28 protein-coding genes are annotated in these 24,830 nt (G+C 67.5%); 16 read left to right on the top strand and 12 right to left on the bottom strand.

The features are described 5' to 3' along the window. The first annotated feature begins 36 nt into the window (after positions 1-36). Together eccD and mycP are read left to right on the top strand one after the other, a co-directional pair. Positions 37-1,386, top strand: coding sequence for a type VII secretion integral membrane protein EccD (eccD, locus tag ACZYZF_RS10655; RefSeq protein ID WP_463835609.1), 1,350 nt, complete (start codon positions 37-39; stop codon positions 1,384-1,386). Beyond that, on the top strand, positions 1,383-2,699 hold the full coding sequence (gene mycP, locus ACZYZF_RS10650; protein WP_463835608.1) for a type VII secretion-associated serine protease mycosin: 1,317 nt from the start codon (positions 1,383-1,385) through the stop codon (positions 2,697-2,699). Before eccD ends, mycP begins: the two co-directional genes overlap by 4 nt. On the opposite strand, the gene eccB is transcribed toward mycP, so the two are convergent. Then, positions 2,670-4,055 (bottom strand): type VII secretion protein EccB, encoded by a 1,386-nt coding sequence (gene eccB / locus ACZYZF_RS10645; protein WP_463835607.1) that lies wholly within the window; start codon positions 4,053-4,055, stop codon positions 2,670-2,672. The two genes, mycP and eccB, sit on opposite strands and share 30 nt — an antisense overlap. A gap of 64 nt (positions 4,056-4,119) precedes the next feature. Next, positions 4,120-4,671 carry a CGNR zinc finger domain-containing protein gene (locus ACZYZF_RS10640; protein WP_463835875.1) on the bottom strand — a complete coding sequence of 184 codons (552 nt, stop codon included), beginning with the start codon at positions 4,669-4,671 and terminating at the stop codon, positions 4,120-4,122. Positions 4,672-4,763: 92 nt separating this feature from the next. Here ACZYZF_RS10640 and ACZYZF_RS10635 point away from each other — a divergent pair, with 92 nt between their 5' ends. From ACZYZF_RS10635 to ACZYZF_RS10615, 5 genes are all read left to right on the top strand, one after another. Continuing rightward, a complete protein-coding gene (locus tag ACZYZF_RS10635; protein ID WP_463835606.1) occupies positions 4,764-5,801 on the top strand; it encodes an EamA family transporter in 1,038 nt (345 codons plus the stop codon). 25 nt (positions 5,802-5,826) lie between these two features. After that, the gene (locus tag ACZYZF_RS10630) at positions 5,827-6,489 is read left to right on the top strand and encodes a cutinase family protein (RefSeq protein ID WP_463745295.1); all 663 of its coding nucleotides are present in this window, start codon (positions 5,827-5,829) and stop codon (positions 6,487-6,489) included. 25 nt (positions 6,490-6,514) lie between these two features. Continuing rightward, positions 6,515-7,189, top strand: a complete 675-nt coding sequence (locus tag ACZYZF_RS10625) for a cutinase family protein (protein WP_463744933.1) — start codon at positions 6,515-6,517, stop codon at positions 7,187-7,189. 84 nt (positions 7,190-7,273) lie between these two features. Next, the gene (locus ACZYZF_RS10620) at positions 7,274-7,909 is read left to right on the top strand and encodes a cutinase family protein (protein WP_463745296.1); all 636 of its coding nucleotides are present in this window, start codon (positions 7,274-7,276) and stop codon (positions 7,907-7,909) included. Between the two features lie 81 nt (positions 7,910-7,990). Beyond that, positions 7,991-8,638 (top strand): cutinase family protein, encoded by a 648-nt coding sequence (locus ACZYZF_RS10615; protein WP_463745297.1) that lies wholly within the window; start codon positions 7,991-7,993, stop codon positions 8,636-8,638. Positions 8,639-8,812: 174 nt separating this feature from the next. Here the strand turns inward: ACZYZF_RS10615 and truA are convergent, their stop codons facing one another. The 8 genes from truA to infA form a co-directional block, all read right to left on the bottom strand. Then, a complete protein-coding gene (gene truA, locus ACZYZF_RS10610; protein ID WP_463745298.1) occupies positions 8,813-9,682 on the bottom strand; it encodes a tRNA pseudouridine(38-40) synthase TruA in 870 nt (289 codons plus the stop codon). 16 nt (positions 9,683-9,698) lie between these two features. Further along, positions 9,699-10,259 (bottom strand): 50S ribosomal protein L17, encoded by a 561-nt coding sequence (gene rplQ, locus ACZYZF_RS10605; RefSeq protein ID WP_463835604.1) that lies wholly within the window; start codon positions 10,257-10,259, stop codon positions 9,699-9,701. A gap of 74 nt (positions 10,260-10,333) precedes the next feature. After that, complete coding sequence (locus ACZYZF_RS10600; protein WP_463835603.1) at positions 10,334-11,389, bottom strand: DNA-directed RNA polymerase subunit alpha; 1,056 nt, start codon at positions 11,387-11,389, stop codon at positions 10,334-10,336. Between the two features lie 74 nt (positions 11,390-11,463). Then, the gene (gene rpsD / locus ACZYZF_RS10595) at positions 11,464-12,069 is read right to left on the bottom strand and encodes a 30S ribosomal protein S4 (protein ID WP_463744936.1); all 606 of its coding nucleotides are present in this window, start codon (positions 12,067-12,069) and stop codon (positions 11,464-11,466) included. Positions 12,070-12,084: 15 nt separating this feature from the next. Next, the gene (gene rpsK, locus ACZYZF_RS10590; RefSeq protein ID WP_004571524.1) at positions 12,085-12,498 is read right to left on the bottom strand and encodes a 30S ribosomal protein S11; all 414 of its coding nucleotides are present in this window, start codon (positions 12,496-12,498) and stop codon (positions 12,085-12,087) included. A 5-nt stretch (positions 12,499-12,503) separates the two neighbouring features. Continuing rightward, positions 12,504-12,878 carry a 30S ribosomal protein S13 gene (rpsM, locus tag ACZYZF_RS10585; protein WP_166902746.1) on the bottom strand — a complete coding sequence of 125 codons (375 nt, stop codon included), beginning with the start codon at positions 12,876-12,878 and terminating at the stop codon, positions 12,504-12,506. Positions 12,879-13,100: 222 nt separating this feature from the next. Next, positions 13,101-13,214 (bottom strand): 50S ribosomal protein L36, encoded by a 114-nt coding sequence (gene rpmJ, locus ACZYZF_RS10580; RefSeq protein ID WP_003879483.1) that lies wholly within the window; start codon positions 13,212-13,214, stop codon positions 13,101-13,103. A gap of 86 nt (positions 13,215-13,300) precedes the next feature. Beyond that, positions 13,301-13,522, bottom strand: a complete 222-nt coding sequence (gene infA / locus ACZYZF_RS10575; RefSeq protein ID WP_003418601.1) for a translation initiation factor IF-1 — start codon at positions 13,520-13,522, stop codon at positions 13,301-13,303. A 330-nt stretch (positions 13,523-13,852) separates the two neighbouring features. Between infA and ACZYZF_RS10570 the strand changes: the two genes are divergently transcribed. Beyond that, positions 13,853-14,347 carry a hypothetical protein gene (locus ACZYZF_RS10570; protein WP_463781812.1) on the top strand — a complete coding sequence of 165 codons (495 nt, stop codon included), beginning with the start codon at positions 13,853-13,855 and terminating at the stop codon, positions 14,345-14,347. Positions 14,348-14,386: 39 nt separating this feature from the next. Then, entirely contained in the window at positions 14,387-15,901 is a 1,515-nt protein-coding gene (locus ACZYZF_RS10565) for a flotillin family protein (RefSeq protein WP_463744938.1), read from the top strand. A 3-nt stretch (positions 15,902-15,904) separates the two neighbouring features. On the opposite strand, the gene ACZYZF_RS10560 is transcribed toward ACZYZF_RS10565, so the two are convergent. Then, positions 15,905-16,372 (bottom strand): SRPBCC family protein, encoded by a 468-nt coding sequence (locus tag ACZYZF_RS10560; RefSeq protein ID WP_463835601.1) that lies wholly within the window; start codon positions 16,370-16,372, stop codon positions 15,905-15,907. 113 nt (positions 16,373-16,485) lie between these two features. Between ACZYZF_RS10560 and ACZYZF_RS10555 the strand changes: the two genes are divergently transcribed. The 7 genes from ACZYZF_RS10555 (at position 16,486) to ACZYZF_RS10525 (ending at position 23,622) form a co-directional block, all read left to right on the top strand. Beyond that, entirely contained in the window at positions 16,486-18,189 is a 1,704-nt protein-coding gene (locus ACZYZF_RS10555) for an NAD(P)/FAD-dependent oxidoreductase (RefSeq protein WP_463835599.1), read from the top strand. A 33-nt stretch (positions 18,190-18,222) separates the two neighbouring features. Continuing rightward, positions 18,223-19,722, top strand: coding sequence for an ATP-binding protein (locus tag ACZYZF_RS10550; RefSeq protein ID WP_463744941.1), 1,500 nt, complete (start codon positions 18,223-18,225; stop codon positions 19,720-19,722). Between the two features lie 79 nt (positions 19,723-19,801). Further along, the gene (locus tag ACZYZF_RS10545; RefSeq protein WP_463744942.1) at positions 19,802-20,677 is read left to right on the top strand and encodes an LLM class F420-dependent oxidoreductase; all 876 of its coding nucleotides are present in this window, start codon (positions 19,802-19,804) and stop codon (positions 20,675-20,677) included. Positions 20,678-20,701: 24 nt separating this feature from the next. Beyond that, positions 20,702-21,553, top strand: coding sequence for an LLM class F420-dependent oxidoreductase (locus ACZYZF_RS10540; protein WP_463744943.1), 852 nt, complete (start codon positions 20,702-20,704; stop codon positions 21,551-21,553). Between the two features lie 25 nt (positions 21,554-21,578). Beyond that, positions 21,579-22,574, top strand: coding sequence for a dTDP-glucose 4,6-dehydratase (rfbB, locus tag ACZYZF_RS10535; protein ID WP_463835598.1), 996 nt, complete (start codon positions 21,579-21,581; stop codon positions 22,572-22,574). Further along, positions 22,571-23,173: a dTDP-4-dehydrorhamnose 3,5-epimerase family protein gene (locus ACZYZF_RS10530; protein WP_463744945.1), complete on the top strand. Its 603-nt coding sequence runs from the start codon at positions 22,571-22,573 to the stop codon at positions 23,171-23,173. The genes rfbB and ACZYZF_RS10530 overlap by 4 nt, the downstream gene beginning before the upstream one ends. 98 nt (positions 23,174-23,271) lie before the next feature. Beyond that, positions 23,272-23,622, top strand: a complete 351-nt coding sequence (locus ACZYZF_RS10525; protein WP_463744946.1) for a hypothetical protein — start codon at positions 23,272-23,274, stop codon at positions 23,620-23,622. On the opposite strand, the gene ACZYZF_RS10520 is transcribed toward ACZYZF_RS10525, so the two are convergent. Beyond that, entirely contained in the window at positions 23,616-24,734 is a 1,119-nt protein-coding gene (locus ACZYZF_RS10520; protein WP_463744947.1) for a DmpA family aminopeptidase, read from the bottom strand. The two genes, ACZYZF_RS10525 and ACZYZF_RS10520, sit on opposite strands and share 7 nt — an antisense overlap. Positions 24,735-24,830: the final 96 nt, after the last annotated feature.

The raw sequence follows: 24,830 nt of genomic DNA, 5'->3' as shown, positions 1-24,830 counted from the left end.
CGTGACAGGTGTCGGCGTCAACCGGGGGGTGATGCGATGCCGGATTCATTGCGCCACGTATCGATTCACCGTGGTGCGCCTGACGACGTCGGGCACTGCGCCACGCTCGACCTGTCCTTGCCCGCCGCGATGACCGTAGGCGAGCTGCTGCCGTGGATCGTCCACGCACTCGGTGCCGGCGACGGCACACCGCGGCGCTGGCGGTTGACACACCCGGGCGGATGCCGCCTGGACGAGTCGGAAACCCTGGTACAGAACGATGTTCACGATGGCGATCTCCTGGTTCTGGCCGGGGCCGGCGACAACCCCGCACCTGATCGGTCGCTGACTGCCGCACTGACCGTCGGCCCCACCGAGGACGACGCCCTGCCCGCCGGACTGCGCGTGGCCGCCGGCCTGTGGGCCTGCGTGCTGAGCGCCGTGGCGTTGACGTGGGCCGGCCTCGCCGGTGAGGGGCTGGAGCGCATCGCCGTGGCCGCGGCGGTGGCGTCGGCTGTCATCGCCGTGGCGGTGGCCGCACCACGTCTCGGTCTCAGTTCGGCGAAGGTGGCGACGCTCGACGTCGCGGCCGTCGCGCACGTGGCGGTCCTCGGTTTCCTCGTCGTCCCGGCCGGGCCGGCTCCCGCGAACTTCCTTCTGGCCGCCACGGCTGCCGGATCGCTGTCCGTGGTGCTGATGCGGGTATCCGGTTGCGGCACGGACATCCTGCTCGCGGTCGCGATGGTCGCCGGGATAGTCGCCGTAACGACCGGATTCTCCGCGTTGTGGCCCGTGACCACACCGGCATTGGGTTCGTTGATCGGCGCACTCGGGGTGGGGCTGCTACCGCTGACCCCGCGGCTGTCCATTGCCCTGGCCGGGCTGACGCCACCGGTTCCCGACTACCCCGGCGCCGAGAGTGACCCATCGGACGACTCCGCCCCCGACGGCGACTCACGCGCGCTTGTCGGGCATCGGCACCTGGCGAGCCTGGTCGCCGGATGTTCGGCCGCGGCCGCGCTGGGAACCGCACTCCTCACCTTCGCGGGCCCGCCACGGGTCACAGCCGTCGAGGTCGCGTTCGCCGCGGCCGTGGGCGTGGCACTGCTGCTGCGCTCGCGGTCGTATGCGTCGGGCCGCTGCCGTACCGCGGCGAGCATTGCCGGATTCCTCTCGCTCACTGCGGCTTTCGCCCTGGTGGTGGTCTGGCATCCAGTACAAGGCGGTTGGGCGGGAGTTCTCGCAGTCGGCATCGGGATCGCTGTGGTCTGGCCGGTCACGATCCAGAGTCCCGTGGCGGTCCGCGTCGCCGATGCCCTCGAATACGGCGCGCTGGCCGCGGTGGTGCCGCTGGCATGTTGGCTCGCCGGCGCTTTCGACGCCGTTGGCGACGTGGCGCTGAGGTGAACCGGTCCGGCGGGTTGGCCGCGGCGCTGGTCGTCGGGCTTCCGCTGCTGTCCATCGCGCCGGCAGCAGCTGTCGTCCCGCCGGCAGTCGATGCGACCCTGCTCCCTCGGCCGGCTCCGCCGGGGCCTGTCGAGCGAACCGAACAGCGCCAACCCTGCTATCAATCCCCGGCCGACATCACCACCACCACCGAGCCGGGCAACTCACTGGGCCTGCAAGCGGTATGGCCGCTCACCCGCGGCGCAGGCCAGAAGATCGCGGTGATCGACACCGGTGTCGCCCGGCACCGGCTGTTGCCGCACCTGATCGGAGCCGGCGACTATGTGTCCCGCAGCGACGGCACCGTCGATTGCGACGGCCACGGCACGATCGTTGCCGGAATCGCCGGTGCGGCACCGAGTGCCGGATTCAGCGGAGTCGCACCCGACGCCGTCATCCTGGCCATCCGGCAGTCGAGCAACAAGTTCGCCGCAGACGGTGGCTCGACCGGTGTCGGCGACGTCAACACCCTTGCCATGGCGGTGCGCACCGCGGCCGACCTCGGTGCGACCGTCATCAACATCTCGTCTCCCGCGTGCGTAGCAGCCACCGCCGCACCCGACGACCGTGCCCTCGGTGCCGCGCTGAGCTACGCCGTCGACGTCCGCAACGTCGTGGTGGTGGCCGCCGCCGGCAACGTCGGCGCGGGCTGCACGCAGCAGGACGGCCCCGTCGGGCCATCGGGCGAGGCGGACTGGGACAGCGTCCGCTCGGTGTCGAGCCCGGGGTGGTACGACGACCTGGTGTTGTGCGTGGGTTCGGTTGGATCCGATGGCACCGCATCGGTTTTCAGTCTGGCCGGCCCCTGGGTCGACGTGGCCGCGCCCGGCGAGAATCTCGTGTCGTTACATCCCGACGGCGAGCGATTGATCGACACGATCGGACGGGAAGCCCCGATTTCGGGAACCAGCTACGCCGCGCCCATGGTGGCCGGGGTTGCCGCACTGGTGCGAGCCCGGTTCCCGCAGCTGAGCGCGCGCGAGGTGATGCGCCGAATCGAAGACACCGCGCGCACGCCGGCCGATGGCTGGAATCCGTTCGTCGGGCACGGTGTGGTCGACGCCTTGGCCGCGGCCAGCGGCGGCGGCACCCCGTCGTCGGTGTCCGTGCCGACCGCTCCGGCCTCGGTGGCGCCGACTGCGCGGGTTGCGATCGATCCCCGGCCCCAACGTATCGCCTTCGGCGGCGCCGCCGTGTGTGTCGGCGCGACAGTTCTGACCGCACTCGCGCTGGCGGCCAACCGGTTACGACGACGACGCGTCCCGCACGACTGAGGCCGCGTCACGGTTCAGTTCGGGGCCCCGGGGCAGCATGGCCAGCATCGGCCACGGCGCAGGAACAGCACTGGTCCCCAGACCGAGCATTTCGGCGGTCGCCCCGTCGCGGACGCCGAACAGCACCCCGAGATCGTTCAACAGATACAGCGGCCCACCGTCGATGGCGTCGGGTGTCAACCCACCGGCCTGCAGCAGCATGCTGCGGCCGGCCGGGATCTGCACACGGTCGACATTGGGCCCGTCACCGTCGGCCTGCGCCAGCTGCACACTGTCATCTGGCAGCGAATCAGCCATGGCCACTGTGGTTTTCGTACCCTTGCCAGCCTGTCGCGGATCCCAGCGGGCACACACCACCGCCCGCGCCCGCGGCAACACTCGCTCCGGGAACCGGGCCACGGCGAGGCTGTCGGCGACTGGCACATCGGCCACCGCGTCGGCCGGAACGACGGGCGGTTCGCCATGGGCCTGCGCCACGCTGAAGCGGATGACATCGGCCGCCACCCGCCCGACGCGTTGGAGGCCGTCGGTCAGCACCACGTAGAACTCGGCGGGACCGGCCCGCACTACGCGCACCACGGTACCCACCGCGAGTCCTCTCAGCGCCGCCGGTCCCGGATTTCCCAGACCGGCGATCACTGGTGTCCGCATAGCTGGAGCCTCCGGCACGGAGCCCAACAGAGCTTGCGAAACCGGCTGGGCTGAAACACCTTCCAGATGCAGCGCCCGCACCACGGCGATGTCGCGCAGATCGACCCGGGCCCGCCACCCGTCGGCCAACAGGTATGTCGCACCTCCCACCGCGCGCTCTGACACCAACACCGCCTGACCGCTACCCAACGCCGCCGGCGCCCGGTCGGACCGGCCGGCCAGCAGCACCGTCTCGGCCGGTTCGGCGCCGTCACAGATGGCCCAGTCCGACTCGTCGACGCTCAGTGGTCTGCCGAGCCGTACCGGGGCGCCGGGGATGCCGACCAGCGGCCCGCGCGGGAACTTCGCCACGGCGGCATCGTTGATCACCACCGGATTCGCCGGTGTACCAACGATGAGCCGGGCCGACGCGAGATTGGGCACCGGGTGCACGGTGTCGTCGATACGGACGTACAGCGCGCCGGTGTCGCGCGCCATCAGGATCGGCGCATCGCCCGGCACCGAACCGGGGCGTACCAGCGCGAGAACCGCACACACCGCGATCGCAACGGCCGTCAGCGCACAGCCCGCACCGTAGGCGACCGCCTGTGTGCGCAGCGGATCGTCGAGCATCCGCGCGTCACCGCGAACCAGCGCGTGTGCCATGCGCCGCAACAGGAATCGATGCCCGCTGAGCTGTAACCGAGTGGCCGATCGCCGTGCCATGTGTCCCCCGTGCGCAACCCTAACCCGGCCGGGGACAGCGTGATCACGCTGATTTACCCAGCCACTAGTCGGTGCGTTGACGCTGCCGGTAGGCCGCGACGTGCTGACGGTTACCGCAGTTGCCGGTGTCGCAGAAGATGCGGGAGCGGTTGCGCGACAGGTCGGTCAGCACCGCCTCGCAGTCCGGGGCCGCGCAGATCTTGAGGCGGCGCAGTTCGCCGCCGCGGATCAGATCGGCGAGGGCCATCGCCATCTCGGCGCCCATCCGTTGGGCCAGCGGATCGTCGACCGACGCCAGGTGCAGGTGCCATTCCGGCATCTCCTTGTGCCGGGTCAGCCACGGCGCCGCCTTGGTGTCGCTCAACAGGGCGTTGACCCGCCGGACCGTCTCCTCCTCGTCGTCGGCCACCGCCCAGACCTCCCCGACGCGCCGGCGTAGCGCGCGCACGGCCTCGAGTTCGGCGTCGTCGCGATCGCGCCGCCCGGTCCAACCGAACTCATCCAGATAGGCGTTGAGATCCGCCTGATCGGACAGTTGTTCGCCTTCTACCCGATCGGTGTTCACCAACACCATCGCGGCCCGGAGGGTGAGCTCCGTGTCATAGGTAAAAAGCATTTGACTCATGACCCCCTGTCGCCGTAGCGTCACCGCTACCGTCATCACCATAATCCATTTTACTCATGACATGCCCTCGGGGAGGTGTACCGATGACTGCCGAAGCCCAGCTCGACCGCACGACCGCCGATAACCACTTTCGGCTCGGCCTGATGTTCGCCGTCAGCTCCGCGCTGGCGTTCGGCTCATCGGGCCCGTTCGCCAAAGCCCTGATGGAATCCGGCTGGAGCCCCACCGCGGCCGTGACCGCCCGCCTGGCCGGCGGCGCGCTCATGATGGTGGCCTTCGCCTCCATCGTCCGGCCCGGCTGGATCCGTGAGGTGCTCGACCACGCCAAGACCGTCGTCGGCTACGGCCTGATCCCGATCGCGGGCGCGCAACTCTGCTACTACAACGCCGTGGCGCACCTGTCGGTCGGAGTGGCCCTGCTACTCGAGTACACCGCACCGATTCTCGTCGTCGGCTGGGTCTGGGCCACCACCCGGCACCGCCCCAGCGCCATGACCTTTTCCGGCGTGGCCGTCGCCATCGCCGGCATCGTCCTGGTGCTCAACGTATTCAGCGGCGCCCAGATCAACCTTGCCGGCGTGAGCTGGGGCCTGGCCGCCGCCGTGTGCGCCGCCTGCTACTTCATGATGTCCAACCAGGCCAGCACCGACGGCGACGGGCTCAGCCCGATCAGCCTGGCCGCCGGTGGGCTGATCGTCGGCACCGGCGCCGTCACGCTCCTCGGCGTCACCGGCATCATGCCGCTGACCTTCACGACGAATTCCGTGACGATCGCCGGGCACACCACCGCATGGCTGGTGCCGGTGATCGCACTCGGCCTGATCCCCACCGCCCTGGCCTACACCCTGGGCATCGTCGGGATCGCCCGGCTCAAGCCCCGCTTCGCGTCGCTGATCGGGCTGTCCGAGGTGCTGTTCGCGGTCCTCATCGCGTGGATCATGCTCGGGGAAGCCATGTCGGCGAGCCAGGCGATCGGCGGCGCGGTGGTGCTGGTGGGCCTGGCGGTGGCCCGCCAGGGTGACCGCAGTGAGCAGGCGGATCCCGAGGCGGCCACCCAGATCGAGAGAGCCACCTGGCCCGACCTGCCGCTGCCGGAGACCGTGGAGGCGGCAAACGATTAGCCGTGGCTAACCATTTTGTGTGACGATGTCCCCCGTGAGTCTCCTCCGGAAGTCGGCCCGGGTGGCCGCGATTGCTTCAACGCTGGTCAGCGCCGCTTTGCCACTGGCCCTGGCTGCGCCCGCCACGGCCGCGCCGTGCTCCGACATCGAGGTCATCTTCGCCCGTGGCACCAATGATGCGCCCGGCCTGGGCCGGCCGGGCCAGGCATTCGCCGATGCGCTGCAGTCACAGGTCGGCGGCCGCTCCGTGAGCACCTATGCGGTGAACTACCCGGCCAGCTACGACTTCCTGGCCGCCGCCGACGGCGCCAACGACGCCGCCAACCGCATCGCCACACTGGCGTCCAGCTGCCCGTCCACGCGGGTCGTACTCGGCGGCTACTCACAGGGCGCCGCCGTCGTGGACATGCTGGCCGGAATCCCCCCGCTCGGCAACAAGGTCGGGGAGATCGGATCGGCGCCGCCGCTCGCGGGCGATCTGGTGCCCCAGATCGCGGCCGTCGCCGTGTTCGGCAACCCGTCGACGAAATTCGGCATTCCGATCACCTCCTCGGTGTTCGGAGGCAAGTCGATCGACATCTGCAAAGACGGGGATCCGATCTGCTCACGCGGCCGGAATCCCTTCGCTCACAGTGACTACGTGGGCATGGCGGATCAGGCCGCCAACTTCGTCGCCGGAATTGTCTAGCCGGCACCCGACGTTAGGATTTGACGTGGCCATTGATCTTGTTCGTCGTTGCACTGTGTTCGTGGCGGCAGCGCTCACCGCTGCCGCCGCCGTCGTCGCACCGGTTCTGGTGCCCACCCCCACTGCAGGGCTGGGCCTCCCCATGGCCAAAGCCGCGGACTGCCCCGACATCGAGGTGGTCTTTGCCCGCGGCACCAATGACACCGCCGGCCTGGGCCGCATCGGCAACGCGTTCGTCAGTTCGCTGCGCAACAAGGTCGGTGGCCGTTCGGTCGGCGCTTACGCGGTGAGTTATCCGGCCAGCTTCGACTTCCTGGCCGCGGCCGGCGGCGCCAACGACGCCTCCGGCCATATCCAGTGGATGGTGGACAACTGCCCCGCCACCCGGCTGGTGCTGGGCGGGTACTCGCAGGGCGCCGCAGTGATCGACGTGATCGCCGCCGTCCCGTTCCCTGCCGTCGGCTTCAACGCACCGCTACCGCCGAACGTCCCCGAACACGTCGCCGCCGTGGCCGTCTTCGGCAACCCGTCGGCCAAGCTGGGCTTGCCGCTGACATCCAGCCCGGTTTACGGATCGCGCGCCATCGACCTGTGCAACCCGGGCGATCCGATCTGTGGCGACGGCGACAGCGTTCAGGCGCACCGGGCATACGAAGGCCCAGCCAATGACGCCGCAAACTTCGTCGCCGGGTTGTTGTAGCTCTCGTCCGCTACGATCGCCTAGGTGGTCGAACTTTTTGCCGGCCGACGGCTCCGGCGATGGATCTGTGCGGGCGCCGTCATCGTGGCGGCTGTCGCTGTCCTGCCTGTCGCTTCAGCTGTCCTGCCTGGATCCCCAGCCGTGGCCAACGCCGCCCCATGCTCGCCGATCGAGGTGGTCTTCGCCCGGGGGCGCACTGAACCCGCAGGCACCGGCACGCTGGGCAACGCGTTCGTGAGCGCGCTGCGGTCCCGCGTCCACAAGAACATCGGCGTCTACGCCGTCCGGTACCCGGCTGACACCGAGGTCGACATCGGTGCCAACGACATGAGCCAGCACATCCAATACATGATGAACAACTGCCCGGATACCCGGCTGGTGATCGGTGGGTACTCGCTGGGTGCGGCGGTCGCCGACGTGGCGCTGGCCGTTCCGTTCACCGGCTTCGGCTTCAAGAATCCGCTGCCGGCAGGCGCGGACACGCACATCGCGGCGGTCGCGCTGTTCGGCAACGGATCCGCATGGGCAGGTCCGATCACGAACTTCATCAGCCCGGTCTACGGCGACCGGACCATCGAGTTGTGCCACGGCGCCGATCCGATCTGTAACCCGGCCGATCCCGACACCTGGAAGAACAACTGGCCCGATCACCTGGCCGGCGCCTACATCGACGGCGGCATGGTCAACCAGGCCGCGGATTTCGTAGCGGGCAAGCTCTAGGTTCGTCGCCGGATCGTTGCCTGACCGGCACCTATTCTCGACGTGGCCGTCAATACCATCGTATGCGTGATTGTCCGCCGGATGTTCACCGCGCTCATCACCACCCTGACTGCCGTCGTGACGCCGATGACGGTAGCGCCCAGCATGATTGGCGTCGCCCGTGGCGCCGTGTGCCCAGCGGCGGAAGTGGTGTTCGCCCGCGGCCGGATGGAGCCCCCGGGCCCGGGTCAGGTCGGCACCGCATTCATCAAGACGCTGCGAGCCCTCCGAGGGCCGAATATCAGCTTCTATCCGGTGAACTACCCGGCGGATACCCAGGTCGACGTGGGCGCCAACGACATGAGCCGGCACGTGCAGTGGATGACCCGCAACTGTCCGAGGACCAAGCTCGTACTGGGCGGTTATTCGTTGGGCGCCGCCGCCACCGATCTCGTTCTGGCCATGCCGGTTTCGGCGTTCACCTTCAACAGTCCGCTGCCGCGTGGCACCGACCGGCACATCGCGGCAGTGGCATTGTTCGGCAACGGCGCAAACTGGGCCGGCCCGATCACGTTGTTGAACCCGACGTATCAGAGCCGCACCATCGACCTGTGTCACAGCGACGACCCGGTCTGTAACCCGAGCAGCCCGTACAACTGGCGGGCGGGGTGGCAGGACCATCTGGCGCCCGGCTACATCCGTTCGGGCATGGTGGCGCAGGCGGCCAAGTTCGTCGCCGCCCGACTGTGAGTGTCAGGTCTCTCCGGTCATCACCTACCTTCGCGACGCTGTGACCAACGTGCGGCCTTTTACGGCGAGACGGCGAGACCGCAAGGAGAACCTGCACGTTCGTCACAGCGGCCCGAAGTGGACACATGCGGAGACCGAACCTGTGGACAACTGACTCCCGTTCGCCGCAAGGCCTCAGAGCGTGCGCATGTCCCGGGTGATCGTGTTCCGGCCGGCCAGCTGGTCATCGGGCGGGTAGTCGACCTGCACGAGAGTCAGCCCACGCGCCGGCGCAGCGGCGAAATCACTGGACCGGCTCGTCGCGCCCAGTAGCCCGGCCGTCCACTCGGGCGACCGCCTACCTTCGCCCACCGCGAGCATCGCGCCGACCAGCGAGCGAACCATGTTCCAGCAGAAGGCATCCGCGGTGACATACGCCGTCACATAGAAGCCGCCACGCACCCATTCCAGCCGCTGCAGGTCACGGATCGTGGTGGCGCCAGGGCGGTGCCGGCAGAATGCGGCAAAATCGTTGAGTCCCACCAACTCCCGCGATGCGGCAGCCATCGCATCAAGGTCCAACGGCTTCGACCACGGCGTGACGAACCGCGTTTCGGCCGGCTCGACCCCGTACGGGGCCAGGCACAGCCGGTAGGTGTAGTGCCGACGCAGTGCCGAGAACCTGGCGTCGAAACCCGCGGGCGCCCGCACGATGTCGCGGATCCGGACGTCGGCCGGCAGCAGCCGGGCCAATCGCCGCACCAGCGGAGTGAACTCGGCGTCACCGGGATAGGTGGTCCGCGGATAGGCGTGCGCGACGGCCTCGACCGGAACGTCGACATGGGCGACCTGGCCGGTGGCATGCACCCCGGTATCGGTACGGCCCGCGGTGCGCGTCACCACCGGTGTGCGAAACACCGTGGACAGCGCCTCATCGATCACGCCGGCGACGGTGCGCTGACCGACCTGCGTGGCCCAACCCGCGAAATCGGTTCCGTCGTAGGCTACGTCGAGCCGCAGGCGGATTGATGCGACATGCCCGCCACCGGAATCGATGGCGGGCATGTCGTTCAATGCCTGGTTAGGACTTGGCTTCATCCTCAGAAGCTGCCTCGTCGGAGGGAGCCTCCTCGGTCGCCTCGGCCTCAGGAGCCTCGGCCTCTTCGACAGCATCCTCAGCGGGAGCCTCGGCCGGAGCGGCCTTGGCCTGCGCGGCGGCGGCGCCGGACTGGATGTCGCCGCCGGAGCGGCTCCGGCGAGCCCTTTCGGCCTCAGAGGTCACGGTCTTCTCCCGCACCAGCTCGATGACTGCCATGGGGGCGTTGTCGCCCTTGCGTGCCTCCACCTTGATGATGCGGGTGTAGCCACCCTCGCGGTCGGCGAAGAAGGGGCCGATCTCGGCGAACAGAACGTGCACGACGTCCTTGTCGCGGATCTTCTTCATCACCTCGCGCCGGTTGTGCAGCTCACCCTTCTTGGCGTGGGTGATCAGCTTCTCGGCGTACGGACGCAGCGCCCGTGCCTTCGGCTCGGTCGTCTTGATACGGCCGTGCTCGAACAGCGAGGTCGCCAGGTTGGCAAGGATCGCCTTCTGGTGTGAGGACGACCCGCCGAGGCGGGCACCCTTTGTGGGCTTGGGCATTGCGACTATCTCCTAAATGGGGCCGGCCCCCGTATCAGGTAGGACCGGGACGGCTGTGTACTTGTAGAGCTGAGTTACAGCTGCTCGGTCTCGGCGTAGTCCTGGGTGTCGTCCAGGTCGTAACCGCCGGCGTCCGCAGTCCAGGTGCCGGTGGCGGCGTCGTAGCCGGCGACCTCCGACGGATCGAACGTGGCCGGGCTGTCCTTGAGCGAGAGACCCAGCTGGTGCAGCTTGATCTTCACCTCGTCGATGGACTTCTGGCCGAAGTTACGGATGTCCAGCAGATCGGACTCCGTGCGGGCGACGAGCTCGCCCACCGTGTGCACACCCTCGCGCTTGAGGCAGTTGTACGAGCGGACGGTCAGGTCCAGATCGTCGATCGGCAGCGCGAAGCTGGCGATGTGGTCTGCCTCGGCCGGCGACGGCCCGATCTCGATACCCTCGGCCTCGACGTTGAGTTCCCGTGCCAGACCGAACAATTCGACCAGGGTCTTGCCGGCGGACGCCAGAGCGTCGCGCGGGCTGATCGAGTTCTTGGTCTCGACGTCGAGAATCAGCTTGTCGAAGTCGGTGCGCTGCTCGACACGGGTGGCCTCAACCTTGTAGGTCACCTTCAGCACGGGGCTGTAGATGGAATCGACCGGGATACGGCCGATCTCGGCACCCGAGGCCTTGTTCTGCACGGCGGGGACGTAACCGCGACCGCGCTCGACGACGAGCTCGACCTCCAGCTTGCCCTTGTCGTTCAGGGTGGCGATGTGCATGTCCGGGTTGTGCACCGTCACACCGGCCGGCGGAACGATGTCGCCGGCGGTGACCGCACCGGGACCCTGCTTGCGCAGGTACATGGTGACCGGCTCGTCCTCCTCGGAGGACACGACCAGACCCTTGAGGTTCAGGATGATGTCGGTGACGTCTTCCTTCACCCCGGGGACGGTGGTGAACTCGTGCAGCACACCGTCGATGCGGATGCTCGTGACTGCCGCGCCCGGAATGGACGACAGCAGCGTGCGCCGCAGCGAGTTACCCAGCGTGTAACCGAAACCGGGCTCCAGCGGCTCGATGACGAACTTGGAACGGTTTTCGGCGAGGGATTCCTCGGCCAGTGTGGGTCGCTGAGAGATCAGCATTGTGTTCTTCTCCTTCTCGGCACCCGCTATTTGATGCCGTCTGGGTACCTACCGGCCGAACGGCCGATAAGTCATTACTTCGAGTAGAACTCGACGATGAGCTGTTCGGCGAGCGGCACCTGGATCTGAGCGCGCTCAGGCAGCTGGTGCACCAGGATGCGCTGACGCTCGCCGACGACCTGCAGCCACGACGGGATCGGACGCTCACCCGCGGTCTGCCGAGCAACCTCGAAGGGCAGGGTGTTGAGCGACTTTTCCTTGACGTCGATGATGTCGTACTGCGTCACCCGGTAGCTCGGGATGTTCACCTTGACACCGTTGACGGTGAAGTGACCGTGGCTGACCAGCTGACGGGCCATCCGGCGGGTGCGCGCCAGGCCGGCGCGGTACACCACGTTGTCCAGGCGGGTCTCCAGGATCTGGAGCAGGTTCTCACCCGTCTTGCCTGCCTTGCGGTTGGCCTCTTCGTAGTACTTGCGGAACTGCTTCTCCAGCACGCCGTAGGTGAAGCGAGCCTTCTGCTTCTCCTGCAGCTGGGTGCGGTATTCGCTCTCCTTGATCCGCGCGCGACCATGCTGGCCGGGCGGGTAGGGGCGCTTCTCGAACGACTGATCTCCACCGATCAGGTCGACGCCGAGACGACGCGACTTGCGGGTGGCGGGGCCGGTATAACGTGCCATGAGTCTCTATTCCTCCTAGACCCGGCGCCGCTTGGGCGGACGGCAACCGTTGTGCGGCTGCGGGGTGACATCGGAAATCGCGCCCACCTCGAGGCCTGCGGCCTGCAGCGAGCGGATGGCGGTCTCGCGGCCCGAACCCGGGCCCTTCACGAACACGTCGACCTTCTTGACGCCGTGCTCCTGTGCCTTGCGGGCGGCGTTCTCGGCGGCCAGCTGTGCGGCGAACGGGGTCGACTTACGCGAACCCTTGAAGCCGACGTGACCCGACGACGCCCAGGCGATGACGTTGCCCTGAGGGTCGGTGATCGAGACGATCGTGTTGTTGAACGTGCTCTTGATGTGCGCAGCGCCGTGCGGAACGTTCTTCTTTTCCCGGCGCCGGGTGGTCTTACCGCGCTTGGCGCCCGCGGCCTTCTTCGGTGGTGCCATCGGGGTTACCTAGCCTTCTTCTTGCCGGCGATGGTGCGCTTGGGGCCCTTGCGGGTACGCGCGTTGGTCTTGGTCCGCTGGCCACGCACCGGCAGGCCACGGCGGTGCCGCAGGCCCTGGTAGCAGCCGATCTCGATCTTGCGGCGAATGTCGGCCTGCACCTCGCGGCGCAGGTCACCCTCAACCTTGAGGTTGCCTTCGATGTATTCGCGCAGAACGGACACCTGATCGTCGGTCAGGTCCTTGGTGCGCATGTCCTTGTCGATGCCCGTCGCGGCGAGGATCTCGTTCGAACGGGTCCGGCCGATGCCGAAAATGTAGGTCAGCGCGATCTCCATGCGCTTGTCGCGCGGAAGATCAACGCCCACAAGTCTAGCCATTGTGTGCTATTCCTCTTGTTCTCTGCGGAGGTCTGGTCCCAGCCCGTTCCCATCAGCCCCTAAGGGCTCCCCGGGGTCCGGCCTCCGTACCGGACGTGGATGCTTGCCGTTGGCTCGCATCACGAGTGAGCGGCCTATCCGCTCAGTGGTGCTGGGGGTTCATCATTCAGTTGTGGTGAGATGAGCGACAGCGCGACTAACTGCTCGTCACGCAAGCGCTCATCAGCCCTGCCGCTGCTTGTGGCGGGGATCGCTGCAGATCACCATGACCCGCCCATGCCGGCGGATCACCCTGCACTTATCGCAGATGGGCTTGACGCTCGGGTTCACCTTCACGGCTGTTTCGATCCTTCTGGCTCTGTTGGTGGCGTGCAGGCACGCACGTCACCGGTCTCGTCGTTACTGGTCGGGCTTCTATCGGGTCACTTGTACCGGTACACGATGCGGCCCCGGGACAGGTCGTAAGGAGAGAGCTCCACCACTACCCGGTCCTCGGGCAGGATGCGGATGTAGTGCTGCCGCATCTTGCCGCTGATGTGGGCCAAGACCTTGTGTCCGTTCTCCAGCTCAATGCGGAACATCGCATTGGGCAGAGGTTCGACCACGCGACCCTCGACCTCGATGGCACCGTCTTTCTTGGCCATACTTTTCGGCGATCCTTGCTTTCGTTTCGTAGCTTCATCAGTCGCAATGCAGCCCGTGGTGGTGCCGCCGCCGACCGACTTCGAGACGTGAGCCGGTCAAAGCGAAATTGCAGAAATTCAGCAGTTCCAAGGCGGAGCACGCAAAAAGTCGGCACGATAGCCGCACCGTTGGTCCACGATACTCGCTTCGCGGCCTGTACCAAAATCACGGCTGATCAGCTCCGGCTGCCCGATATGCCCGCCGCAGATTGGTGCGACGGCGCAGCCGCGGCACAGGTGAGAATGGTACGGACTGATCCGCACCCGGCGAACGGAGACCACGAGCACGTGATGGCTGTGTACCTGGCCGCATTCGTCGTCGGCGGCATCGCTGTACTGGCCGCTCTGCTGCTCGCCGACGTCGGGCACGGGGACGGAATGCCCTTCCTGAGCCTGACCGGACTGTCGGTCGCCCTGCTCGGTGCCGGCACCGGAGGCCTGATCGGCACCTGGGTGGGGCTGGGCACCGTGTGGAGCGCGGCGCTGGCGGCGGCCTGCGCCATCGTGCTGGTTTTCGCCCTCAACGGGCTGCTGCTCCCCTACATGCGCCGCCAGCAGTCCAACTCGCACCGGGGCCGGTCGTCCTATGTCGGCCTGCTCGGCACCGTCACCCTCGAGGTCCCGCCCGGCGGCTGGGGTGAGGTCTCCTTCGTCGACGCCGACGGCAACCGCGTCTTCTCCCGCGCGAAGAGCGACGAAGTGGCCGCGTTACCCAAATCCACTCGCGTCTACATCGCCGATATCGATCCCGACTTCGTCCACGTCGTCGCTGTTCCAGAGACCTGAGCTGTTCCCGAGCACTGACCCACTGAGAAAGGCACCACCGTGTCCCTGCTGCTCATCGTCGTCCTCGCTGCCATCGCCGCGATCCTCATCCTGGTGGTGCTGCCGATGGTCTACGTCAAGAACTACATCAAGGTCCCGCCCAACGAGGTGGCCGTGTTCACCGGCCGTGGCACACCCAAGGTGGTCCGCGGCGGGGCCCGGTTCCGGATGCCCGGCATCGAGCGGGTCGACATCATGAGCCTGGAACCGTTCAACGTCAGCATCAACCTGCAGAACGCGCTGTCCAACAACGGCGTCCCGGTCAATGTCGAGGCGGTCGGCCTGGTCCGTATCGGCTCGGCCGACGAGGCCGTGCAGACGGCGGTCCAGCGGTTCCTGACCTCCGACCTCAACGAGTTGCAGCGCCAGATCAACGAGATCCTGGCCGGCAGCCTGCGCGGCATCACCGCGACCATGACCGTCGAGGATCTGAACTCGAACCGCGACAGCCTGGCCCGGAGCGTGGTCGAGGAGGCCGGCGGCGACCTGTCCCGCATCGGCATGGAGGTCGACGTCCTCAAGATCGCCGGCATCTCCGATGCCAACGACTACCTGAAGTCGCTCGGCCAGCGGCGCATCGCCGAGGTCAAGCGTGATGCCACGGTCGGCACCGCCGAGGCCGAACGCGACGCGCAGATCCGGTCGGCCAAGGCCCGCCAGGAGGGGTCCATCGCCCAGGCCGAGGCCGACACCGCCATCGCGACCGCTAATCAGAAGCGCGACGTCGAACTGGCCCGGTTGCGCGCACAGACCGAGGCCGAGAACGCCCAGGCCGATCAGGCCGGACCGCTGGCCAATGCCCGTGCCCAGAAGGACGTCGGCATCGCCACCGAACAGGCCGAGGCGGCCCGGGTGCAGGCCCGCATCGAAGTGGAGCAGCGTCGTGCCGAGCAGGCCCAGGCGGCCTTGCAGGCCGACGTGATCGCGCCGGCCGAGGCGAAACGACAGGCCGATATCGCGCTGGCCGAAGGACAGCGGCAGTCCACGATCCTGGCCGCCGAGGCCGCGGCCGAGTCCGAGCGACGCAAAGGGCAGGCCGACGCCGATGCCCGCAAAGCCGCCGCCGACGCGCTGCGGGTCGAGAAGCAGGCCGAAGCGGACAGCCTTCAGGCCAAACTGGTCGCCGAGGCCGCCGGCAAGAAAGAACTGGCGGACGCACTGCGGGTCGAGCAGCAGGCCGAGGCCGCCGGTATCGAGGCCAAACTGCTGGCCGAGGCCAACGGTAAGAAGGAGATCGCCGCAGCGCTCAACGGCTACTCGGCCGACGCCGCGCGTCTGCTGATGCTGCCCGACGTGCTGGCCTCGGTGGTCAAGGCCACCGAAGCCGCCGCCTCCCCGCTGGCCGAGATCGAGCGGCTCTCCATCATCGGCGGGTCACGGGACACCCAGGACGCCATCGGCGGCCTGCTCGGCGTCAGCCCGCTCGCGGTGGCCAACATCCTGGAGGCGCTCAAGGCCTCGGGCATCGACGTGGCGTCCATGCTGAATCGAAACGGGCAACCTGCCGAGAACTGACGGTCAACCGGCCTCGGCGGTGACTTTGATCGCCGCGAGGGTTTCGGGGATGCCGGTGACTGCGGCCTCACTGCGCGCTGCGATCTCGGCATCGGCCCGCTCACCGAAGCGGTCATGGAAGCCGGCGATGCCCTTCGGCAAGAAGGTCCAGGCCTGGGTGATCTTCGTACCGCCCTCGGCAGGTTCGAGATGGAAGCCCCACCGGACCCAGCCGTCGTTGACCTCCCAGGTGAACTGGCGACCAGGAATCGCAACGACGACCTGACTGCGGGTGTCCCAGGTGCGCTGCGGCGTGACGTTGCGGCCGGTGAACCAGGCGCCGGCGATCGCGCCCGCGGCGGGGTCGTCCCACCAACACGACTTACAGATCGGGCTCCACTGCCCCATTCGCGAGATATCGGAGACCAGGGCGTAGGTCGAATCCGGGTCAAGCGCAACAACAACCGAATCGGCGAATTCGAGAACAGTCACGAACCGGATTCTAGGAGCCGGCCGGAATCCGCTCGGTTGATGCGGTGATGACGTGGGCGAAGGTGGCGACCTGGCCCGATATCCGCTGGACTGGCGGCGCATACTTGGTAGCGATGACTGGCCCTGCCTCCCAGCCCCGTAAACCCGTGATCCTGACCGTGGACGACGACCCGGCGGTGTCGCGGGCCGTCGCCCGCGATCTGCGCCGCCACTACGGCGAGCGCTACCGAATCGTTCGTGCCGAATCCGGCCCGGACGCCCTGGAGACCCTCAACGAGTTGAAGCTGCGCGGCGACACGGTCGCGGTGTTCGTCGCCGACTACCGGATGCCGCAGATGAGCGGCATCGAATTCCTCGAATCGGCGATGGACCTCTACCCGATGGCGCGCCGGGTGCTGTTGACGGCGTACGCCGACACCACCGCGGCCATCGCCGCCATCAATGTCGTGGACCTCGACCACTATCTGCTCAAGCCGTGGGACCCACCCGAGGAGAAGTTGTACCCGGTGATCGACGGCCTGTTGGAGGCCTGGCACGCCGTCGGCGACCGGGCCATCCCGCACACCAAGGTGATCGGGCATCAGTGGAGTTCGCGGTCCTGGGAGGTGCGTCAGTTCCTGGCCCGCAATCAGCACACTTTCCGCGCGTTCACCTCCGACGAACCCACGGGGCGTCAGCTCCTGGACGCTGCCGGGCTGGACGGTCTGCTGCTGCCCGTGGTGATCACCGAGGGCGGTGAGACGCTGGTCGAGCCCAGTGACGGCGAACTCGCCGACATGCTGGGCCTGTCGACCACCCCGTCGCTGACCATGTACGACCTCGCGGTGATCGGCGGTGGCCCGGCGGGTCTGGCGGCCGCGGTGTACGGGGCCTCCGAAGGTCTCAAGACCGTGCTGATCGAGGGCACCACCACGGGCGGGCAGGCCGGTCGCAGTTCGCGGATCGAGAACTACCTGGGCTTCCCGACCGGAGTGTCGGGGGCCGAACTGGCCACTTCGGCCCGTAGGCAGGCCGAGCGGTTCGGCGCCGAGGTCATCACGACCCGCGAAGCCGTCGCCCTCGACATCGCGGGCGCGGCCCGCACCATCACCTTCGCTGACGGCGAGACCATCGGCGCCCGGGCGGTCATCCTTGCCACCGGCGTCGAGTACCGCCAGCTCCCGGTGCCGGGATGTTTCGCCGATCCGGACAACCCGAACAACTATGTCGGCCGCGGCGTGTACTACGGCGCCTCGGTGTCGGACGCCTCCGAATGTCGGGGCGAGGACGTCTACATCGTCGGCGGCGCCAACTCCGCCGGGCAGGCCGCGATGTTCATGTCGCGCGAGGCCAAATCGGTGACGCTGCTGGTGCGCGGGCCCTCGCTGGAGTCGTCGATGTCGTACTACCTGATCCAGCAGATCGAGCAGACGCCCAACATCTTCGTGCGCACCTGTACTGAGGTGGTCGGCGCCATCGGCAGCGATCTCGGTGGAGCCGACCATCTCATTGGTCTTGAGCTGGTGAACCGGCAGTCCGGGGAGCACGAGGAGGTGCGGGCGACGCGCCTGTGCTGCTTCATCGGCGCCACGCCCCGTACCGATTGGCTCGACGGCGTGGTGGCCCGCGACGACCACGGCTTCATCCTGGCCGGACCTGACCTGCGCGACGTGTGCGGCTGGTCGCTGGAGCGTCCGCCGCACCACTTGGAAACAAGTGTGCCCGGTGTGTTTGTTGCAGGAGACGTGCGCGCCGAATCCGCCAAGCGGGTGGCTGCCGCCGTCGGCGAAGGGTCGATGGCCGTGATGCTCGTACACCGCTATTTGGCAGAAGCGTGACGGCCGGCGAGGCCTGAGGAGTTGAGGACGGATATGGGCGAGACGTGCGTACGGGACGAACTTCGGACGCTGTTCCTGTTCGAGGATCTTTCCGACGAGCAGCTCGACACGTTGTGCCAGGCGGGCAGCATCGAGAAGTTCCCGGCCGGCCCGATCGTCACCGAGGGCGACCCGGCCACGTGTTTCTACGTGATGCTCGACGGTGAGCTGGTGATGTCGAAGCGCTCCGGCGGCGTCGACATCCAGACCAACCGCACCTCCATGCGCGGCGTGTACTTCGGCGCATGGTCGGCCTACATCCCCGGTGAGGAGCACATCTACGAGGCGTCGGTGCGCCTGACGAAACCGTCGCGGGTGTTCGTGCTCGACGCCAACGCGTTCGCCGGGTTCATGCAGTCCGAGTTCCCGATGGCGGTGCACCTGCTCGAGGGCCACAAGGTAGGCGGCCGGCGGCAGAGCCAGATCATCGGACAGCGCGAGAAGCTGTTGGCCCTCGGCAACATCACCGCCGGGCTGACCCATCAGCTCAACAACCCGGCAGCGGCGACCGCCCGGGCCGTGGCAGATCTGCGCGAGGGCGTCGGCAAGATGCGGCACAAGCTGGCGATGCTGGCCGACGGCAAATTCACCCCGCAGGCGCTGCGGATGCTGGTGACCATCCAGGACGAGGTAGCCGAGCAGGTCGCCAAGAACAAGGGCCTGGAGCTCACCGCGCTGGAGACCTCGGACCGCGAAGACGAGATGGGCGACTGGCTCGAAGACCACGACATCGTGGGTGCCTGGGACTACGCGCCGACGTTCGTCGAGGCCGGGCTGGATATCGACTGGCTGGAACGCATCTCGGCGTCGGTCGACGACGCGCTGCGCGACGGCGAGGCCTCGGCGACCCTGCAGGCCGCCCTCGGCTGGCTGAAGTACACCATCGACACCGAGCTGCGGATGAACGAGATCGCCGAGGCCAGCAAGCGGATCTCGGCGCTGCTCGCCGGCGCCAAACAGTACTCGCAGATGGACCGCGGGTCCTATCAGAGCGCCGACGTCCATGAAGGCCTGCGCAGCACGATGATGATGTTCGGCGACAAGGTCGGCAAGGACAAGCCGGTCAGCCTATGCAAGGAACTCGACAAGTCTCTTCCTCAATTGCATTGCTACCCAGGTGATCTCAATCAGGTGTGGACCAACATCATCGACAACGCGATCCAGGCGATGGGCGGCCACGGCACGCTGACGCTGCGCACGTCGCGGGAGACCGACGAGATGATCCGGGTAGAGATCTGCGACGACGGCCCGGGCATCCCCGCCGAGGACATCAGCCGGATCTTCACGCCGTTCTTCACCACCAAACCGTTCGGTGAGGGCACCGGGCTGGGCCTGGATCTGGCGTGGCGCATCGTGGTGGAAAAGCACCATGGGGATCTGCGGGTGCAGTCCAAGCCGGGCGACACCCGCTTCATCGTGCTGTTGCCGCTGCAGGCCCCCGCCCCGGAAGCGTGGAATCCGTCGGAGACCTCGGAGACGTCGGCATCGGAGTGACGCTCATGGTCTCGGCCAGTTCCAGAATCAGCGTGATCGGTTCGGAATACCCACCCGCGAGACCCGAGTTGAGAGATTCATGACCCAGACCACAGCTGGACCCAAGCCCGATCTCGGCACGTTCGGTGCATTCGGCCACTATTCGCAGTTCCAGCAGTTGTCGCCGCAGCAGCTGCGGGACATCGAAGGGCTCGGTTACGGCGCCATCTGGGCCGGCGGATCGCCGCCCGCGGAGCTGGAGTGGATCGATCCGATCCTGGCCGCCACCACCACCTTGCAGCTGGCCACCGGCATCGTGAACATCTGGAGCGCGGCGGCCGGTCCGGTCGCCGAGTCGTTCCACCGCATCGAGGCGGCCTACCCGGGACGGTTCCTGCTCGGCATCGGCGTCGGCCATCGGGAGGCGACCGGCGAATACCGCAAGCCGCTCGACGCGCTCACCGAGTACCTCGACAAGCTCGACGAGTACGGCGTGCCGCGACACCGCCGGGTCGTCGCCGCGCTCGGTCCGAAGGTGCTGCAGTTGTCGGCGGCACGTTCGGCCGGCGCGCACCCGTACCTGACCACACCGGAACACACCGCGCAGGCCCGCGAGCTGATCGGCCCCGACGCGTTCCTGGCCCCGGAACACAAGGCCGTGCTCACCACGGACGACCCAGCTGGCACAGACAAGGCGCGCACTATCGGCCGCAAGGCTCTCGACATCTACCTCGGTCTGACCAACTACCTCAACAACTTCAAGCGGCTGGGCTTCACCGACGAGGACCTGGCCAAACCGGGCAGCGACCGCTTCATCGACGCCGTCGTCGCGCACGGCACGGTGGACGAGGTGGCCGCCCGGCTTCGCCAGCACGTCGATGCGGGCGCCGACCATGTGCCTGTACAAGTGCTGACCTCACCGGACAAACTGGTACCTGCACTGGCCGAACTCGCCGGGCCGCTCGGCCTGGCCTAGAGGACCACAGATAAGGACTCGCAGATGACCGAATCTCTCTCGCTCAAGCCGGATCTGGGTCGCTACGGCGTGTGGACGTTCGGGGCTGTCCAGCCTGAGCAGGCGGCCGAGATCGAGGATCTGGGTTATGGCGCACTGTGGGTGGGTGGATCGCCGGCCGCCGATCTGTCGTTCGCCGAACCCATCCTCGAGCGGACGCAGTCACTTCAACTGGCCACCGGCATCGTCAACATCTGGACGGCTGATGCCAACACGGTCGCCGAATCGTTCCACCGCATCGAGGCCGCGCACCCGGGCCGGTTCCTGCTCGGCGTCGGGGTGGGGCATCCCGAGCACACCGACGAATACCGCAAACCCTATGACGCGCTGGTCGAGTATCTCGATGTGCTGGACGCGGCCAAGGTACCGACCAGCCGGCTGGTGATCGCCGCGCTGGGCGACAAGGTATTGAAGCTCTCGGCACAGCGCAGCGCCGGCGCTCACCCGTATCTCACGACACCCGAGCACACCGCTCATGCCCGTGATGTGTTGGGCGACACGGTGTTCCTGGCACCCGAGCACAAGGTGGTGCTCAGCACTGATGGCGCGGCGGCCCGCGCGGTCGGGCGCGAGACGGTCGATTTCTACCTGAGCCTGAGCAACTACCTGAACAACTGGCGGCGGCTCGGTTTCACCGAAGACGACATCGCCAAACCGGGTAGCGACAAGCTGATCGACGCCGTTGTCGCGCATGGCACCGCCGAGAACATCGCCGCGCGCCTGCAACAACACGTCGCCAACGGCGCCGACCATGTCGCCATCCAGGTTCTCGGTGGTCCCGACAAGCTGATCCCGACCCTGACGGAATTGGCAGGCCCGCTGGGCCTGAAAGGCTGACGCTGCGGCCAGTTAGGGTTGGCCCATGCGGCTACTGGTCACCGGCGGCGCCGGGTTCATCGGGGCGAATTTCGTGCGTCTCGCGGTGCGGGAGGCGCAAACGACGTCGGTGACGGTGCTCGACGCCATGACCTACGCGGGCAGCCAGGAATCCCTGGCACCGGTGGCCGACCAGATTCGGCTGGTGCAGGGCGATGTCGCCGACGCCGACCTGGTGAATCGGCTGATCGGCGAGGCGGACGCCGTCGTTCATTTCGCCGCCGAGACCCACGTCGACAACGCCCTGGCGAACCCGGAGCCATTCCTGCACAGCAATGTCATCGGCACGTTCACCGTGTTGGAGGCCGTGCGCAGGCACGGCGCACGGCTCCACCACATCTCCACCGACGAGGTGTACGGCGATCTGGAACTCGACGACCCGGCCCGGTTCACTGAGGGCACGCCGTACAACCCGTCGAGCCCCTACTCGTCCACCAAGGCTGCCGCCGACCTGCTGGTGCGCGCGTGGGTGCGCTCCTACGGCGTACGCGCGACGATCTCGAACTGCTCCAACAACTACGGGCCCTATCAGCACGTGGAGAAGTTCATCCCACGTCAGATCACCAACATCCTCACCGGCAGGCGCCCCAAGCTGTACGGCACGGGCGCCAATGTGCGTGACTGGATCCACGTCGACGACCACAACCGAGCGGTGTGGCAGATCCTCATGAATGGCCACGCCGGCCGCACCTATCTCATCGGCTCAGAATGCGAGCGCAACAACCTCACGGTCATGCGCACACTGCTGCGGTTGATGGACCGCGACCCGGACGACTTCGACCATGTCACCGATCGGCTGGGCCACGACCTGCGCTACGCCATCGACCCGTCGACCCTGCATGACGAACTGGGCTGGGCGCCCGAACACACCGATTTCGACGAGGGCCTGCAGGCCACGATCGACTGGTACCGCAACAACGAATCCTGGTGGGGTCCCTTGAAAAAGGAAGTTGAAGACACGTATTCGGAGCGCGGCCAGTGACCGCCCGCGAACTCACGATCCCCGGCGCCTGGGAGATCACACCCAAACTTCACGGCGACGGGCGCGGGCTGTTCTTCGAGTGGTTCACCGACGCCGGGTTCACCGAGATGACCGGGCATCGCTTCGACCTGCACCAGGCCAACTGCTCGGTGTCGGCGGCCGGGGTACTGCGCGGCGTGCATTTCGCCCAACTGCCGCCCAGCCAGGCCAAGTACGTGACGTGTGTCCGCGGCGCCGTGCTCGACGTGGTGGTCGATGTCAGAGTGGGCTCCCCGACATTCGGTCAGTGGGATTCGGTGCTGCTCGATGAACACAGTCGGCGTTCGGTCTACCTGTCGGAGGGCCTTGGCCATGCCTTCCTGTCGATGGAGGACAACTCGACGGTGATGTACCTGTGTTCGGCGCCGTACAGCCCGGAGCGGGAGCACACCATCCTGGCCACCGATCTGGGGATCGACTGGCCGGTCAGCGAGCCGGTGCTGTCCGAGCGCGACGCCGCCGCCCCGACGCTGGAGCAGGTGCGCGCCGCCGGGCTCTTGCCGACGTGGGACGAGACCCGCGCGTTCGTCGACGAGCTGCGCGCCGGCGTCCGGGGCTGATTGAGGTAGCGCGCTACTCCATACCTGTCGGCCGCATTCGGTGACGATGGCGCTATCCGCGCATCAAACGCCCGTGCGCCCGACGGAACGAGACCAGCATGAACCGAGCTTCGCGGTTGGCGGCGACGATGCTCACGTCCGGCAGCCTGGCCCTGGCAGGCCTGGCAGTCGGTGCGGGTGCCGCGCACGCCGGCGGCCCCTACCAATGGTGTCCGGGCGATGAACCGGGCGGTTACGGCGGCGGGTTCAACTCGCCGGTAGATGCCAGGCCGAACTGGGACTGGAATACCTGCCACAGCTACCACTTCGTCAACGCCGGACAGGGCAACGTCTCCTCCACCGTGTGGGAAGGCGACAATCCGCCACCGCCCTATCCGTGGCAGCCGCCGAACATGTGCTGGTCGCTGTTCCTGCCGAGGCCGTGCGGACCCGCCGACCTAGGTCAGTGACCCTCGAGCACCAGGGCCGAGTGCAGCAGCTTGTGGTCAAGCGCGTGGGCGGTCAGCCCACCGCGACCGGTCATCGTCTCGGCAGCCACCAGCGCGTTGACGATGGCTTCTTCGGTGGCTTCGATTGCCAGGTCGAACAGTCGGGTCATCAGCTGCGGCGCCACCATGCGCACCGCGATTTCGGGGCGGTTCGCGTCGGGGTTCTCGTCCCACCCGTACGGCGGGATCCCCCGGTTGCCGGTGGAGAAGGCCAGCATCATGTCACCGCTGTACTGCTCACCGGTTCCGCCGACCCGGCCGACGGCCAGGGCCGAGCGTTGCGCGAGCCGGGTGCACTGGTGCGGCAGCAACGGCGCATCCGTGGCGATCACGACGATGATCGAACCGGATCCTGCCGGGTACGGCATCGGGAGGTGGGGGGTCGGCACCAGCTCGGGGCTCACCATCTCCCCGACGGGCACCCCGTTGACCCGAAGACGTTCGCGCCGGCCATGATTCGCCTGTACGAGCACGCCGACGGTGTAGGGCCCGGCCACGGTTTCGGTGACCCGCGAGGCGGTTCCGATCCCGCCTTTGAAGCCGTGGCAGATCATTCCGGTACCGCCGCCGACATTGCCCTCACCGACCGGCCCGCCCGTGGCGTCAGCCAGTGCGGCGCCCACGTGTTCGGGGCGGACGTGGTGGCCGTTGATGTCGTTGAGCAGCCCGTCGTAGGTCTCCCCTACGACAGGCAGGGACCAGTAGAGCCCGTCACCGCGGGCCTGCACCTGAGCTTGGACCAGTGTGTCGCGGACGATGCCGACGCTGTGGGTGTTGGTCAGGCCGATGGGTGTGGTGAGTTCACCGGACTCGCGGATCCACTCCAGTCCGGTGAGTTCGCCGCTGCCGTTGAGCCGGTGCGCGCCGGCGAAGACCGGCTCGGTGAAGATTCCCGGGTGTGGGATCACGACGGTGACGCCGGTGTTGACGGGGTTGGGTCCGGGCCGCTGGATGGTGGTGTGCCCGACGCGTACGCCGGCCACGTCGGTGATGGCGTTGTTCGGGCCCGTGGGGTGCTCACCGATCACGACGCCGATGTCACGGGCGCGCGGGCGCGAGGAGCAGTCCGGCATGCATCCCCCGGCTGGTTGTGGCGAAATTGTTTTCAAGATTGGAAAATAATGGCTGCGGATGCCGCTCGACGCAACTAATCGGCGAAACCCGGTAAG

This window comes from Mycobacterium sp. IDUB_24 (assembly GCF_055419385.1).
This window is presented reverse-complemented; position numbering and strand designations above follow the sequence as displayed.

What these genes read in the sequence shown, in the direction of transcription:
- eccD (WP_463835609.1), top strand. Translation starts at nt 37, where the DNA reads ATGCCGGATTCATTGCGCCACGTATCGATTCACCGTGGTGCGCCTGAC.
- eccB (WP_463835607.1), bottom strand. Translation starts at nt 4,055, where the DNA reads ATGGCACGGCGATCGGCCACTCGGTTACAGCTCAGCGGGCATCGATTC.
- ACZYZF_RS10640 (WP_463835875.1), bottom strand. Translation starts at nt 4,671, where the DNA reads ATGCTTTTTACCTATGACACGGAGCTCACCCTCCGGGCCGCGATGGTG.
- ACZYZF_RS10635 (WP_463835606.1), top strand. Translation starts at nt 4,764, where the DNA reads ATGACTGCCGAAGCCCAGCTCGACCGCACGACCGCCGATAACCACTTT.
- ACZYZF_RS10630 (WP_463745295.1), top strand. Translation starts at nt 5,827, where the DNA reads ATGTCCCCCGTGAGTCTCCTCCGGAAGTCGGCCCGGGTGGCCGCGATT.
- ACZYZF_RS10615 (WP_463745297.1), top strand. Translation starts at nt 7,991, where the DNA reads ATGTTCACCGCGCTCATCACCACCCTGACTGCCGTCGTGACGCCGATG.
- truA (WP_463745298.1), bottom strand. Translation starts at nt 9,682, where the DNA reads ATGCCCGCCATCGATTCCGGTGGCGGGCATGTCGCATCAATCCGCCTG.
- rplQ (WP_463835604.1), bottom strand. Translation starts at nt 10,259, where the DNA reads ATGCCCAAGCCCACAAAGGGTGCCCGCCTCGGCGGGTCGTCCTCACAC.
- ACZYZF_RS10600 (WP_463835603.1), bottom strand. Translation starts at nt 11,389, where the DNA reads ATGCTGATCTCTCAGCGACCCACACTGGCCGAGGAATCCCTCGCCGAA.
- rpsD (WP_463744936.1), bottom strand. Translation starts at nt 12,069, where the DNA reads ATGGCACGTTATACCGGCCCCGCCACCCGCAAGTCGCGTCGTCTCGGC.
- rpsK (WP_004571524.1), bottom strand. Translation starts at nt 12,498, where the DNA reads ATGGCACCACCGAAGAAGGCCGCGGGCGCCAAGCGCGGTAAGACCACC.
- rpsM (WP_166902746.1), bottom strand. Translation starts at nt 12,878, where the DNA reads ATGGCTAGACTTGTGGGCGTTGATCTTCCGCGCGACAAGCGCATGGAG.
- infA (WP_003418601.1), bottom strand. Translation starts at nt 13,522, where the DNA reads ATGGCCAAGAAAGACGGTGCCATCGAGGTCGAGGGTCGCGTGGTCGAA.
- ACZYZF_RS10570 (WP_463781812.1), top strand. Translation starts at nt 13,853, where the DNA reads ATGGCTGTGTACCTGGCCGCATTCGTCGTCGGCGGCATCGCTGTACTG.
- ACZYZF_RS10555 (WP_463835599.1), top strand. Translation starts at nt 16,486, where the DNA reads ATGACTGGCCCTGCCTCCCAGCCCCGTAAACCCGTGATCCTGACCGTG.
- ACZYZF_RS10550 (WP_463744941.1), top strand. Translation starts at nt 18,223, where the DNA reads ATGGGCGAGACGTGCGTACGGGACGAACTTCGGACGCTGTTCCTGTTC.
- ACZYZF_RS10545 (WP_463744942.1), top strand. Translation starts at nt 19,802, where the DNA reads ATGACCCAGACCACAGCTGGACCCAAGCCCGATCTCGGCACGTTCGGT.
- ACZYZF_RS10540 (WP_463744943.1), top strand. Translation starts at nt 20,702, where the DNA reads ATGACCGAATCTCTCTCGCTCAAGCCGGATCTGGGTCGCTACGGCGTG.
- rfbB (WP_463835598.1), top strand. Translation starts at nt 21,579, where the DNA reads ATGCGGCTACTGGTCACCGGCGGCGCCGGGTTCATCGGGGCGAATTTC.
- ACZYZF_RS10525 (WP_463744946.1), top strand. Translation starts at nt 23,272, where the DNA reads ATGAACCGAGCTTCGCGGTTGGCGGCGACGATGCTCACGTCCGGCAGC.
- ACZYZF_RS10520 (WP_463744947.1), bottom strand. Translation starts at nt 24,734, where the DNA reads ATGCCGGACTGCTCCTCGCGCCCGCGCGCCCGTGACATCGGCGTCGTG.